Source organism: Ruegeria sp. EL01, assembly GCF_900313035.1.
In the GTDB taxonomy this organism is placed as follows: domain Bacteria; phylum Pseudomonadota; class Alphaproteobacteria; order Rhodobacterales; family Rhodobacteraceae; genus Ruegeria.
The window spans coordinates 256522-268897 of sequence record NZ_OMPS01000004.1 but is presented as its reverse complement, the minus strand read 5'-3'; the positions used below and the strand labels follow the sequence as shown (position 1 = coordinate 268897).

At 57.0% G+C, this 12376-nt stretch carries 14 protein-coding genes; 7 read left to right on the top strand and 7 right to left on the bottom strand.

What is annotated here, in order from left to right; translation table 11 throughout:
* Window positions 1–143 precede the first annotated feature (143 nt).
* From D9K61_RS04385 to D9K61_RS04370, 4 genes are all read left to right on the top strand, one after another.
* Entirely contained in the window at window positions 144–368 is a 225-nt protein-coding gene (locus D9K61_RS04385; RefSeq protein WP_120632106.1) for a YdcH family protein, read from the top strand.
* An 86-nt stretch (window positions 369–454) separates the two neighbouring features.
* On the top strand, window positions 455–940 hold the full coding sequence (purE, locus tag D9K61_RS04380; RefSeq protein ID WP_120632023.1) for a 5-(carboxyamino)imidazole ribonucleotide mutase: 486 nt from the start codon (window positions 455–457) through the stop codon (window positions 938–940).
* On the top strand, window positions 937–1692 hold the full coding sequence (locus tag D9K61_RS04375; RefSeq protein ID WP_120632022.1) for an NAD(P)-binding domain-containing protein: 756 nt from the start codon (window positions 937–939) through the stop codon (window positions 1690–1692). The genes purE and D9K61_RS04375 overlap by 4 nt, the downstream gene beginning before the upstream one ends.
* A gap of 2 nt (window positions 1693–1694) precedes the next feature.
* Window positions 1695–2768, top strand: coding sequence for a 5-(carboxyamino)imidazole ribonucleotide synthase (locus D9K61_RS04370; RefSeq protein WP_120632105.1), 1074 nt, complete (start codon window positions 1695–1697; stop codon window positions 2766–2768).
* Between the two features lie 63 nt (window positions 2769–2831).
* Here D9K61_RS04370 and D9K61_RS04365 read toward each other — a convergent pair whose 3' ends face one another.
* The 6 genes from D9K61_RS04365 to D9K61_RS04340 all read right to left on the bottom strand — a co-directional run bounded on the left by D9K61_RS04365 (window position 2832) and on the right by D9K61_RS04340 (window position 8717).
* On the bottom strand, window positions 2832–3983 hold the full coding sequence (locus D9K61_RS04365; protein ID WP_120632021.1) for an alpha-D-ribose 1-methylphosphonate 5-triphosphate diphosphatase: 1152 nt from the start codon (window positions 3981–3983) through the stop codon (window positions 2832–2834).
* Window positions 3980–4753 (bottom strand): alpha/beta hydrolase, encoded by a 774-nt coding sequence (locus D9K61_RS04360; protein ID WP_120632020.1) that lies wholly within the window; start codon window positions 4751–4753, stop codon window positions 3980–3982. Before D9K61_RS04360 ends, D9K61_RS04365 begins: the two co-directional genes overlap by 4 nt.
* Window positions 4754–4791: 38 nt before the next feature.
* A complete protein-coding gene (locus D9K61_RS04355; protein ID WP_120632019.1) occupies window positions 4792–5634 on the bottom strand; it encodes a DMT family transporter in 843 nt (280 codons plus the stop codon).
* Between the two features lie 246 nt (window positions 5635–5880).
* Window positions 5881–7524 carry a chaperonin GroEL gene (gene groL / locus D9K61_RS04350; RefSeq protein ID WP_120632018.1) on the bottom strand — a complete coding sequence of 548 codons (1644 nt, stop codon included), beginning with the start codon at window positions 7522–7524 and terminating at the stop codon, window positions 5881–5883.
* Between the two features lie 55 nt (window positions 7525–7579).
* A complete protein-coding gene (locus D9K61_RS04345) occupies window positions 7580–7867 on the bottom strand; it encodes a co-chaperone GroES (protein WP_120632017.1) in 288 nt (95 codons plus the stop codon).
* 175 nt (window positions 7868–8042) lie between these two features.
* Window positions 8043–8717 carry a DUF2161 domain-containing phosphodiesterase gene (locus D9K61_RS04340; protein ID WP_120632016.1) on the bottom strand — a complete coding sequence of 225 codons (675 nt, stop codon included), beginning with the start codon at window positions 8715–8717 and terminating at the stop codon, window positions 8043–8045.
* A 118-nt stretch (window positions 8718–8835) separates the two neighbouring features.
* Here D9K61_RS04340 and D9K61_RS04335 point away from each other — a divergent pair, with 118 nt between their 5' ends.
* Both D9K61_RS04335 and D9K61_RS04330 read left to right on the top strand, forming a co-directional pair.
* A complete protein-coding gene (locus D9K61_RS04335) occupies window positions 8836–9816 on the top strand; it encodes a TraB/GumN family protein (protein ID WP_120632015.1) in 981 nt (326 codons plus the stop codon).
* A gap of 110 nt (window positions 9817–9926) precedes the next feature.
* The gene (locus D9K61_RS04330; protein ID WP_120632014.1) at window positions 9927–10847 is read left to right on the top strand and encodes a manganese-dependent inorganic pyrophosphatase; all 921 of its coding nucleotides are present in this window, start codon (window positions 9927–9929) and stop codon (window positions 10845–10847) included.
* A 43-nt stretch (window positions 10848–10890) separates the two neighbouring features.
* Here the strand turns inward: D9K61_RS04330 and D9K61_RS04325 are convergent, their stop codons facing one another.
* Window positions 10891–11298 (bottom strand): GFA family protein, encoded by a 408-nt coding sequence (locus D9K61_RS04325; RefSeq protein WP_120632013.1) that lies wholly within the window; start codon window positions 11296–11298, stop codon window positions 10891–10893.
* Between the two features lie 87 nt (window positions 11299–11385).
* Here D9K61_RS04325 and D9K61_RS04320 point away from each other — a divergent pair, with 87 nt between their 5' ends.
* A complete protein-coding gene (locus D9K61_RS04320; RefSeq protein WP_120632012.1) occupies window positions 11386–12312 on the top strand; it encodes a GlxA family transcriptional regulator in 927 nt (308 codons plus the stop codon).
* The last annotated feature ends 64 nt before the right edge of the window (window positions 12313–12376 follow it).

Sequence of the window (12376 nt, the reverse complement as noted above, 5' to 3'; positions counted from 1 at the left end):
AAGCGACGTTTTGAACGGCCCCAATTTCGGCAACCGCGCATAATAGAATATGGGAAGAAACCAGGATGTCCACAAGGTCTGGTCGGATTCAACTTAGCACACTATCTTGTGTGGAACGCACCACTTACCAAATCGAGTCGCCCATGAACGCGCCTACCGACCTTTCGATGAAAACAGATGAAGTACTGCGCGTTGAGTTGGAGGTCTTCCGCCGCCAGCACCGCGATCTGGACGAAGCGATCGAAGCGTTGCAGGCCACCGGCACCTCGGACCAGTTGACCATCAAACGGCTGAAAAAGCAGAAATTGAAGCTGAAAGACCTGATCCGCCTGATCGAAGATCGCCTGACACCTGATATCATTGCCTGAAGCGTAGCAGGCTGACGGTAACGCATTGCCACCAAGACCGATTTGGCTATAGTTCGCGCTCTTTGAAAAGCCGGAGACATGAGCGGATGGGTGAGATCAAAGTGGGGATCATCATGGGTAGCCAGTCGGACTGGCCCACCATGAAAGAAGCTGCAGATATTCTGGATGAACTGGGCGTCGCTTATGAAAAACGCATCGTTTCGGCCCACCGCACCCCTGATCGCCTGTGGGACTATGGTAAAACCGCGGCCGAACGCGGGATAAACGTGATCATCGCAGGCGCAGGCGGCGCGGCGCATTTGCCCGGAATGATGGCCTCAAAAACTCGGATACCCGTGATCGGCGTGCCAGTACAGACACGTGCGCTATCAGGTGTCGATTCACTCTATTCCATCGTGCAGATGCCCAAGGGTTTTCCGGTTGCTACAATGGCGATCGGCGCGGCAGGTGGTGCCAATGCCGGGCTGATGGCGGTTGGTATTCTGGCTTTGCAAGATGATGCTCTAGCCCGGCGTTTAGACGCCTGGCGCGCTGCCCTGTCGGCCTCGATTGCGGAAGAGCCGGAAGGATGAGCCGGATCGGCTTTATTGGCACCGGGCATATTGCCACCCCGATTGCACGGTTTTTGGCGGCCAAAGGGCACCAGATTTCAGTCACGGAACGCAATTCACAGGTTTCTGCTCAGCTGAAGGCAGAAATAGGGGCCACCGTCGCGGCGCCTCAGTCCGTCGTCGACGCCTGTGACATGGTCTTCCTATGTCTGCGACCGCACATGGCAACCGAGATTCTGACCCCGCTGACATTTCGTACGGATCAACAAATCATATCGGTCATGGCGGCAATTTCAGCCAATGAGTTGGCAACACTTTGTGCACCTGCCTCAGACTTCGTTCAAACGATTCCTCTGGGTTTTTTGCAGTCTGGTGGATGCCCTCTGGCCGCGTTCGGAAACGATCGGCTGCTGGCCGGATTGTTTGAGCCGGAAAACCCGGTGATCAAAGTTGCAGATGAGGCCGCGCTGAACGCGCATTTTGCCATCTGCGCCATGGTGCCTGGCTTCTTGGATCTGATGACAACAGGTGCAAATTGGCTGGCCGAAGAAACCGGAGACGTCCATGGGGCTGAGTTTTTTACGACTCAGTTGTTCTCGGGCTTTCTTACCGCAATGGAAAAAGGCAAAGCGGGGCAACTGGCAGAAGAACGCGACGCGTTGGCAACGGACGGAACGCTAAGCCTGCAAATGACTGAGGCACTGCGTTTGGGCAAGGCCCACGAGGCATTGCTCGGTGCCCTGACAGCAATTGGCAAACGGTTGGAGACGTGATGATGACAGATATGCTCGCCCCTGGCTCGACGATCGGAATTCTGGGTGGCGGTCAGCTGGGTCGCATGCTGTCGGTCGCGGCTGCACGGCTGGGATTTGTCAGCCACATCTATGAGCCGGGCGCAAATCCACCCGCTGGTCAGGTGGCTGATCGAGTTACTACGGCGTCCTATGACGATGCAAAAGCACTGAAGACCTTTGCCGAGTCGGTAGATGTCATCACCTACGAGTTCGAGAATATTCCGACCGCCGCGCTGGATTTGCTGGAAGCGCACCGCCCGATCCGTCCGGGGCGCGAAGCGCTGCGGGTCAGTCAGGACAGGTTGACCGAAAAGGCCTTCTTGCATGGGTTGGGTTTGAACACCGCGCCTTTTGCCGACGTCACCGATCTGAACAGCCTGCGCGCCGCGATTGACGGGATCGGAGCGCCCGCAATCCTGAAAACCCGCCGCTTTGGTTACGACGGCAAAGGGCAAGCACGGCTTCGTAAAGCAGAAGACGCTGAGACGGCATTGTCCGAGATGGCAGGCGCACCAGCCATTCTGGAGGGGTTTGTCGAGTTCACGCGCGAGGTTTCGATCATCGCGGCACGGGGTCTGGACGGTCAGGTCGCCTGTTTTGATCCGGGCGAGAATGTGCATCGGGATGGTATCCTGCACACGACTGCCGTCCCTGCCCGGCTTCCACCGGCGCAGCGCACCGACGCGGTCCTGTTGGCGGCCAATATCCTGAATGCCCTGGATTATGTGGGCGTCATGGGCGTCGAACTGTTTGTGACACCCCAGGGATTGATCGTGAATGAGATTGCGCCACGTGTGCATAATTCGGGTCACTGGACACAGAACGGCTGTACCGTCGATCAGTTTGAACAACACATCCGCGCCGTGGCAGGATGGCCGCTGGGTGATGGGCAGCGACATTCTGACGTGGTGATGGAGAACCTGATCGGGCATGATATGGACCGCGTGCCGGATCTGGCGCGGGAACGCGATGTTGCGTTGCATCTCTACGGCAAGGTCGAGGTTAAGGCGGGCCGTAAGATGGGCCACTTCAACCGGATCATACGTCAGGGTTGATCGCGCAGCCGCGCGAAGCCTCCGGCAGGAGTATTTGAGAAAAGATGAAGAGCTGGCCCGGCGCTAGGTGATGAACCGGGCGGCGATGTCTCCGGACATATAGCTGACGCGCCCACCGGCGACAGTGGCGGCGACCCGGTGGTTTTCGGTGTTCAAGATAACGAGGTCCGCACGTTTTCCGGGTGTCAATGTTCCGCGATCCCTCAGCCCCAGAACCTCGGCCGGGCCGGACGACACCAGCGCCCAGGCACCCGCCAAGTCCAGCAAACCACTTTTTGCCAACATCAGCGCAGCACGACGCGGACTGGGATAGTGGTAATCCGACGCCAACGCATCACACAGGCCCATCGCGATCAGGTCCAAGGCACTGGCATTGCCTTTGTGCGAGCCGCCCCGCACCACGTTTGGAGACCCCAGAATGATGTGATCCCCGGCCGCGCGCGCGGCTTCGGCGGCGTCAAGCGTTTCGGGGAACTCTGCAATGGACACACCGTGCGTGCGCCACCAGGCCCGTTTTTCTGCCGTTGCATCGTCGTGACTGCCCAACCGCACGCCGAGTTCAGTGAGGTCGGAACAAAGCGCCTCTAGCGCAGCCGGAACTTCATCCCTGCGCGCGTGCATGGTCTGCAACATCTCAAGATGGGTTTCCGGGCTACGCCCGGCCTTCAGGGCCTGTCCGGTCAGACGTGGCGGCGTTCGGCCTTGCGCCAGTCGGTCGTGCGGCAAGTGATTGTTGAACACCACATAGGGCACCTGCCATTTCGCGATCCGCTCTGGCAACCCGGCATAATCGTCCAGCATGTGGGTCTCAAAGCGTAGCTGTGGGATCAGGTCTGTCACCACGCTGCCTTGCACCGCGGCAATCGCCGCAAAGACCTGGGAGGCAAATTCAGGGCCGCGCACGCCGCCTTCCCAGCTGTAAAATTGCGCCAGAACAGCGGTGGTGATGCCATTTGCAGCCAACTCAGCCTCAACTGAAAGGACGCCTTCATCCATCTGCTTCATTGCACCCCGGCGCGGCGCGATGTGGCGCTCGAACCCGTCGCCGTGCAGATCTACGATACCTGGCAAGACCGTGTATCCAGACAGATCCACTTGCCGGCCCGCACGGTCCTGTTGCACCTGCCCATCAACGATTGTCAGATTGGCGCGCGACAACCCAGCATCTGGCAGCAAGACATCCGCGCCTGACAATGTCAGCTCCAGTGCCGTCATTGCGTGGGCTCCGAGGCTGGTTCCGAGCAATCCTCCCCGATGCAGAGTTCGTCAATTACATCCATCACCCCGTCAAGCCAGGTGATTTGCGGGTCAAACTGCCCGAACTCGATGAAATGCAGCGCTTGTGCCATGACACGTGGATTATTCATCATGAAGGTATGGGTCACAGGCAGAATGATGTGGTCGGCCATCCCTTCGACCTTGGTGGTTTCGATCGAAACTTTGCCGTCATCCGGACCATCAATCAGCGACGAAAACACCGGGTTCAACGAGTTCCGCCCCGCAATCACGCCCAGTTCAAAATCAACTGGCGGCAGTTGCCGGGGTATGCCTTCGGGTCCTGTTCCCAGTTGCAGGCCTGCAGGCCCGTTCAGATAGCCAAACACTTCCCAGGCGCTGAGTTCGTCAACCAATTGACTGCCCTGATTTGGCGGGCCCAACATAACGGTACGACCCAAGTTCTCTGGTTGATTGTCCTGCAACCAGTAACGCAGCAAGATTCCGCCCATAGAGTGAGACACGACATTTGCGGTATCTTCACTACATGCTGCAAACGCCTCGGGTAAAGTTTGGTTTGCCAAATCGGGGATGCCCATATCAGTCGACGGGTAACCTGGGCGAACCACGGTGTAACCATGGGCCTTGAACAGTTGCTCCATGACAGAAAAAGAGGCTTCGGTCCGTGCAAGACCATGTAGCAGGATCACGCAATTCGCGCTGACCACGGCAGGAAAAAGGCAAAAGAGGAAGGCGAACAGGAATCTCATATCCGCCAGATAGAGCTTATCCTTCGGCAAGGAAAGACCTAGCCACGTCGGGGTCGCACGACTGCCAACGCTATACCGCCAAGGACAAGCATTGCCCCCACGACCAAACGTGGTCCGGCTGTTTCACCAAGAAGAACGACACCCGCGACAATGGCAATAACCGGAACGCTGAGTTGCACAACAGCCGCCGTCGACGGCACAAGCTGTGGCAGCACGCGGTACCAAAGCGCATAGCCCAGCCCTGAGGTCACACCACCTGATAGCGCGGCCAACAGGTATCCGACAGCGCTCATGTGCCAAGTCCCGCCAAGGGCCAGCAAAGCCAAGGCCGTTACGGGCAGCGCCACAACAAAGTTTGCCGCCGTCCCTTCCAACGCATCCGGCTCGGATCTTCCGGCAAGCGAGTAGATGGCCCAGCCGATGCCCGCTACGGTCATCAAGACCGCCCCGACCAGATCCACCTGGATCGCGCCGGATGGCCACAAAACCCAGGCCAACCCGCCCAGCGCCACTCCGGCTCCGGCAAATTGCTTGAACGTTGGTGTAGTTCCGATCAGAGCTGTGGCAGCAAACATGGTGATCTGCACCACTCCGAACAGGATCAAAGCACCCAGCCCTGCGTCGAGCGTCAGATAGGCCACCGAAAACCCGATCATATAGAGCGACAGAGACCCAGCACCGACGATCCGTCTGCGGTTGCTCAGCGGTAAGCGACCACCACGCAATTTCACCAAACCAGCGAGAACCAGAGCCCCTGCAAGAACCCGAAAAACGGCAAAACCAGCAGGGTCACTGGCACCGCTATCTATGGCGAGGCGGTTCAGGATCGAATTCGACGCGAAGGCGCACATTGTCAGGGCTATCAGCAGAAACAATCTCATATCAACCACATAGCTGCTTGCGGGCGACATTGATACTCACTTTCCCACGCGCGTTTTGATCTGCGTCCAGAACTTCCGTTTTCAGACGCAGTCCTTCGCTTCCGGAATCGGGATGATCAAAAAAGAAACGGGGCCGCCCTGTGGCGACCCCGTTCAATAGCATGTGACGCTTACCCGGTCAGCAGCTTGGCCAAAAGGCCAAGCGCGATAGGAGCTAACTCAATTCGCCTAGGCGAATTCGACGTCTTACATCATGCCGCCCATGCCGCCCATGTCGGGCATACCGCCACCGGCAGGTGCGCCTTCTTTGGCAGGCTTATCTGCAACCATCGCCTCAGTTGTGACCAGCAGGCCAGCAACCGATGCCGCATCTTCTAGAGCTGTACGAACAACTTTGGCCGGATCGATGACACCGAACGAGAACATGTCGCCATATTCTTCGGTTTGAGCGTTGAAGCCAAAGGCCGCTTCGGAAGATTCGCGAACCTTGCCAGCAACAACCGCACCGTCGACGCCCGCATTTTCAGCAATCTGACGCAGAGGCGCTTCGATGGCTTTGCGAACGATGTTAATACCAGCGTCCTGATCAGCGTTTGCGCCTTTCAGAGTATCCAGTGCTTTACCGGCCTGAACCAGCGAAACACCACCGCCAACGACAACGCCTTCCTGAACAGCAGCACGCGTTGCGTTCAGAGCATCGTCAACACGGTCTTTACGCTCTTTCACTTCAACTTCAGTCATGCCGCCGACGCGGATAACAGCAACACCGCCTGCCAGTTTGGCAACGCGCTCTTGCAGCTTCTCGCGGTCGTAGTCGCTGGTGGTTTCTTCGATCTGAGTGCGGATCTGAGCAACACGTGCTTCGATCTCGGCCTTCTCGCCAGCACCATCAACGATAGTGGTTTCGTCTTTGGTGATCTCGATTTTCTTGGCAGTACCCAGCATGTCCATGGTCACGGACTCAAGCTTCATGCCCAGATCTTCGCTGATGACCTGACCACCGGTCAGGATTGCGATGTCCTGCAGCATGGCCTTGCGGCGATCGCCGAAGCCAGGTGCTTTGACAGCTGCAATTTTCAGGCCGCCGCGCAGTTTGTTGACAACCAGAGTTGCCAGCGCTTCGCCTTCAACATCCTCGGCAATGATCAGCAGCGGCTTTTGCGACTGGATCACTTGTTCCAGCAGCGGAACCATCGGCTGCAGCGAAGACAGTTTCTTTTCGTGCAGCAGGATCATGCAGTCGTCGAGATCTGCAATCATCTTGTCCGCGTTGGTGACGAAGTAAGGCGACAGGTAGCCACGGTCGAACTGCATACCTTCGACAACATCGGTCTGAGTTTCCAGGCCTTTGTTTTCTTCGACGGTGATGACCCCTTCGTTGCCAACCTTTTGCATCGCGTCTGCGATCTGCTGACCGATTTCGGCTTCGCCGTTGGACGAGATGGTGCCCACCTGAGCAACTTCTGCCGAGTCTTTGACTTCGCGCGAAGCAGCTTTGATGCCTTCAACAACCTTGGAGGTTGCCAGGTCGATGCCGCGCTTCAGGTCCATTGGGTTCAGGCCTGCTGCAACCTGCTTCAGGCCTTCTTTGACGATAGACTGGGCCAGAACGGTTGCTGTGGTGGTGCCGTCGCCGGCTTCGTCATTGGTGCGGCTGGCGACTTCTTTCACCATCTGCGCGCCCATGTTTTCGAACTTGTCTTCCAGCTCGATTTCCTTGGCAACCGAAACACCGTCTTTGGTGATGCGCGGTGCGCCAAAGGATTTGTCCAGAACCACGTTGCGGCCTTTGGGCCCCAGGGTCACTTTGACAGCATCAGCCAGGATGTTCACACCTGACAGCATGCGGTTGCGGGCATCGGTGTCGAACTTGACGTCCTTAGCAGCCATATCGTTTCTCCTTGAGAAATAGTTTTGTAATGATGATCAGAGAAAGCCGTTAGGCTTACTCGATGATCCCCATGATGTCGCTTTCTTTCATCATCAGCAGCTCTTCGCCGTTGACCTGGACCTCGGTGCCCGACCATTTGCCGAACAGGATCTTGTCGCCAGCTTTTACGGCCATGGCGATCAGCTCGCCGCTGTCCTTGCGCGCGCCTTCGCCTGTTGCGACGACTTCGCCTTCGCTGGGCTTTTCTTTTGCGCTATCGGGAATGATCAGACCACCAGCGGTTTTTTCGTCGCTTTCGGTGCGGCGCACCAGCACACGGTCATGAAGCGGTTTCAATGCCATCTTTGCAGCTCCTTGGGCTCAAAGTTTGTTTATCCTCCCCTCGTCGACTGACGAGGCGTTAGCACTCGAATTGCTTGAGTGATAACGACGCATAGCTAGGGAGTAAAAACCAGTGAGTCAACAAGATGTGCAGGATTTTTTGGAAGAATCGGATTTGACCGCGCTGAGAAGGTGATCAATCCACCTGCTCCCAGCTATAGGCCCAGTGCGTCAGACCCTCGGATCCAGCTGCGGAAAGATCATAAACGCCCTTGTCGACTTTATAGAACCAACCATAGTGATTGTCGCGCATCAGGCGCGTGGCCTCGGCCACTCCGGTGGCGCTTGCCACCTCCGAGCCCTTGCTGGCGCCACATTCAGCAAGATGGCTGGCACATTTCAACGCATCCTGACGGTAGGCTGTGACGATACCGTGCCGCGTCGCACCCCCTGCGTTCGGATCACCCTCAAGGCGGTCGAATTCCCGCAATAAACGCGCAGTCTTTTTCTTGTCCTTACGTGGCGCGTAAGGACCCGGGTCGCACTGCACCTCGATTTCTCCGTCCGCTCGAACCGTGATCAGGCCAAGCCCCAACCGGCGACACATCGCGAGATTGTCCTTCAGCATCCGCCGGGCACTGCGGCCCTTTGGCTTGCACACTGCGATATAAACCTGATCACTCAGTTTCAGCCGCGTGATCGCCTGATGAAACAGCGCCAAAGAGAACTTTAGCTTGAGCTCGACTATGATCGGCTCGGCACCTTCGCGCACAGCCACAATGTCCGCCGCACCAACCTCGCCTTTGACGTCATAACCCTGACGCTGCAACAGCGCCTTGATGGGGGGATAAAGATCCTGCTCGCGGTTCATGGCGCCATGCTAGGCAATTTCTTCCCGAATGCCAGCCATCGCAGGGCAGATGGGTTGAACATGATCCAATCGCACAGATATGTCATGAGCGAGGACGCCAACATCATGGGACCAATCAATGCGCTTGCTGACCCTTCTGACCTTCCTCTTGCTGCCCATTACCGTTCACGCAGCGTGTGAGGGGCGCGACCTGAGGCCGGGTATGACGCCTGAGACTCGGTCGGAACTGCAAAAGGCCTTGGCCGACGTCCCATTCCCTGAAGGCAACCACTGGATCGCGACCAAGGGCGATACGGTACTACACCTGATTGGGACGATGCATACCTTTGATGCGCGCATGGAACCTGTCGTAGAGCGTTTGACACCGGTACTAAGTCAGGCCGACGCATTTTATTTTGAGGTCACGCAAGACGAGATGAGCGCGTTTGAACAAGGTCTGGCAAAGGACTTGAGCCCGGTGATGATCACGTCGGGGCCAACCCTTATCGATCTGATGGCCGAGGAAGATTGGGCTGTGCTATCCGGAGCATTGGCGGAACGCGGCATCCCAAGCTGGATGGCCGCTAAGATGCGGCCTTGGTTTTTAAGCATGATGTTGGGCATTCCGCCCTGCCTGATGCAGGATCCGGATGCCAAATACGGCATGGATGCGCGCCTGACGGATTTCGCAGTGGCGCATGATATCCCGCAACATTCGCTGGAACAGGTCGAGGATCTAATGGCCATCTTCAACAGCCATCCATTGGAAGAACAAATCCAATCGCTGGTGCGTTTTTCTGGGGCCATGCAAGGCAGTGCCGACGAAGTGACCACCATGGCCAACGCATACATTGAAGAAAGCCATGCAGAGATAATTCAATTGGCCCGATTGCAGGGGTTGGAACTTTCCGGCCTCAGCCCTGAAGAGTTCAACGCAGAATGGGATCGTTTTGAACAGCAGCTTCTGATCCAGCGAAATGCCAACTGGATGAGACACATACTGGAGATCGAAGATCAGACCGTCGTCATCGCCGTTGGCGCTGGTCACCTGAGTGACACCTATGGCTTGCTAAACCAGTTACAACAGGCAGGCTATTCTCTGACCCGCGCGCCATTCTAAGCGACCTTCAGGGTTTTCAGACGATCCGTCGCAGCGCAACAGCTGCCGGGTGACAACATGGCCTTAGCATCCTATAAGGCGCGCAAAATTCCCATCCTCAGGACGTTGACATGACAATCCAAGTTTTTGGCCACAAATCCCCCGATACGGACTCGACCGGGTCGCCCATTCTGTGGGCCTGGTATCTGAACGAAGTCAAAGGCGAAAACGCCGAAGCCGTGTTGTTGGGAGAGCCCAACACCGAAGCCGCGTTTATGCTGGACCGTTGGAACCTGCCTAAACCGCGGATTATCGGAGATGTGGCCGAAGGCGCGCCGGTTGTCATCGTCGACACCAACAACCCCGCTGAGCTGCCCGCCAGTATCAACAGCGCGGATATCCAAGCGATCATCGACCACCACAAACTGGTCGGCGGGTTGGAAACCAAAGGCCCAATCGACATCACCGTACGCCCGCTGGCCTGTACCGCGACGATCATGATCGACTTGATCGGCGATGACGTCGCCAAGATACCCGATGCTATCAAAGGCGCGGCACTGACCTGCATTCTGTCGGACACCCTGGAATTCCGCTCGCCCACGACCACCGCGCATGATCGCGCCGTGGCCGAGAAACTGGCGGCAGATCTGGATCTGGATGTTTCCGCCTATGCCGCAGAGATGTTCGCGGCGAAGTCGGATGTCTCATCCTTCTCGGATGCCGAATTGATCCGCATGGACAGCAAGGAGTACGAGGTCGACGGCACAAAGTTCCGTGTCTCGGTTCTGGAAACCACTGCGCCGGGCGTTGTCCTGGACCGCAAAGCCAGCCTCGCTGCATCGATGGTGGATGTCTCGAGAGAAGACGGCGTTGATCAGGTTCTGCTGTTCGTCGTCGACATTCTGAACGAAGAGGCCACCCTGCTGGTACCTAATGATCTGGTCAAAGGCGTCGCGGAAAAAAGCTTTGGCGCATCTGTTGAAGGCGACAGCGTAGTTCTGCCCGGTGTGATGAGCCGCAAAAAGCAGATCATCCCAAACTTGAAGGTCTAAACTTCCTTTGAATTGGAAAAAGGCGCTCAGTTGGGCGCCTTTCTTACATCGGCGGCAGGCCGTCAAAACTTGGTATGCCTTCGGGGATACAGTGAAAGCTCTGCTTTTCCGCCACGAACAGTGCAGCCTTAGCCCCCCGAAAGATCGAAGGGTCATCCAGGGTTCCGACCTTAAGGATTATCGGATCTAATCCCGGTCGATGGGTCGTGATATGTGTTCCGCAGTCCGCGCAGAATTCGCGCGTCACGGGCGCGGCGCGATCCGAGCGCCGGAACTGCTTGGGTGTTCCGGCTGTGTACCGGAACCCATCGCAAGGTATCAGCATGAACAGGTTCGGCGCACCACCTGAAATATGCTGACACGAACGGCAATGGCATTGCCCTTTAAAAACCGGCTCACCCTCGGCCTTGTACCGCACGGCACCACAGAAACATCCACCTTCTAACGTCATCAGCACTCTCCTTTTCTGGGAAGTCTGGACAAAGTTGGCTCAGATGGTCAGTGTCAATTTTGACATTATTAGAACCAATATGGACAAATGCAAACCGTTCGAACCGTAATCCTGCACCCCACACCGTGCCAATTGTCCAGCCTGTTCATCACAAGCGAGATGCTGGTCACAGCCAATCGCGTGGCCGGGTTACATGGAAGCAACATACGATTCCATGCCACGTCCCTGACACCGGAAGAATGTCTTTTGCGCATGGAAAGCCCTGATCTCGTTATCCTACCGGGGCTCGGCCTTGCAACAGAGCACGAGTTGCGTGACGCCATGCAACAGCACAGCTTTGCAGAGTTGGTCGAGGCGCTTCAAAGCCTGTCCAAACCAGACACACTCATTGCAGGGGCTTGCTCGGGCTGCTTTGCTTTGGGTGCAGCCGGTTTGCTGGACCGGCGCAATGTCACGACAACCTGGTGGCTGGCGCCCTTGTTGCATTCCCTGTTTCCAAAGGCGCATTTACAGTCGGGCGACCTGGTCGTGCGCGACGGTAATCTGGTGACAGCGGGCGCGGCCTTCTCTCATATCGATCTGATGCTATCCCTTATCGAGTGGTTTGCCGGCCTTGCTATTGCCGAAGATTGCCGCCGTTTCCTGATGGCGGACAACCGTCCCAGCCAACTGCCCTATATGTCCGTCGCAACGCTGGTGGCGGGGCATCCCGCCCTGCAAAAGGCCGAACTCTACGTGCGACACAACCTGGGGCGCCAGATCAGCCTTGCCGAACTTGCAGACGCCGCAGGCCTGGCCCCCCGGACTTTTTCGCGTTGGCTATCGCAAGCAACCGCCCTAACCCCATCCGCTTTCATGCAAACAATTCGCGTGACCGAGGCGATCCGGTGGGCACGATCCGGGACCCTCAACCACGAAGAAATTGCAGCACGGGTGGGATATTCAGACGCAACCGCATTACGCCGGACTGTCCGCAAGCGAACGGGTGGAACATTGGAAAGCTTTCGCAATTGACCTCATGCCTTTTCAATGGCCAATCCATAGCGGTTGCGGCATACATCGTGGGATTCATTTTACC

Coding starts and splice junctions, on each gene's coding strand:
- D9K61_RS04325 (WP_120632013.1), bottom strand. CDS start 11,298: ATGACGTTAGAAGGTGGATGTTTCTGTGGTGCCGTGCGGTACAAGGCC.
- D9K61_RS04330 (WP_120632014.1), top strand. CDS start 9,927: ATGACAATCCAAGTTTTTGGCCACAAATCCCCCGATACGGACTCGACC.
- groL (WP_120632018.1), bottom strand. CDS start 7,524: ATGGCTGCTAAGGACGTCAAGTTCGACACCGATGCCCGCAACCGCATG.
- D9K61_RS04320 (WP_120632012.1), top strand. CDS start 11,386: ATGCAAACCGTTCGAACCGTAATCCTGCACCCCACACCGTGCCAATTG.
- purE (WP_120632023.1), top strand. CDS start 455: ATGGGTGAGATCAAAGTGGGGATCATCATGGGTAGCCAGTCGGACTGG.
- D9K61_RS04365 (WP_120632021.1), bottom strand. CDS start 3,983: ATGACGGCACTGGAGCTGACATTGTCAGGCGCGGATGTCTTGCTGCCA.
- D9K61_RS04375 (WP_120632022.1), top strand. CDS start 937: ATGAGCCGGATCGGCTTTATTGGCACCGGGCATATTGCCACCCCGATT.
- D9K61_RS04355 (WP_120632019.1), bottom strand. CDS start 5,634: ATGAGATTGTTTCTGCTGATAGCCCTGACAATGTGCGCCTTCGCGTCG.
- D9K61_RS04385 (WP_120632106.1), top strand. CDS start 144: ATGAACGCGCCTACCGACCTTTCGATGAAAACAGATGAAGTACTGCGC.
- D9K61_RS04335 (WP_120632015.1), top strand. CDS start 8,836: ATGCGCTTGCTGACCCTTCTGACCTTCCTCTTGCTGCCCATTACCGTT.
- D9K61_RS04370 (WP_120632105.1), top strand. CDS start 1,695: ATGACAGATATGCTCGCCCCTGGCTCGACGATCGGAATTCTGGGTGGC.
- D9K61_RS04360 (WP_120632020.1), bottom strand. CDS start 4,753: ATGAGATTCCTGTTCGCCTTCCTCTTTTGCCTTTTTCCTGCCGTGGTC.
- D9K61_RS04340 (WP_120632016.1), bottom strand. CDS start 8,717: ATGAACCGCGAGCAGGATCTTTATCCCCCCATCAAGGCGCTGTTGCAG.
- D9K61_RS04345 (WP_120632017.1), bottom strand. CDS start 7,867: ATGGCATTGAAACCGCTTCATGACCGTGTGCTGGTGCGCCGCACCGAA.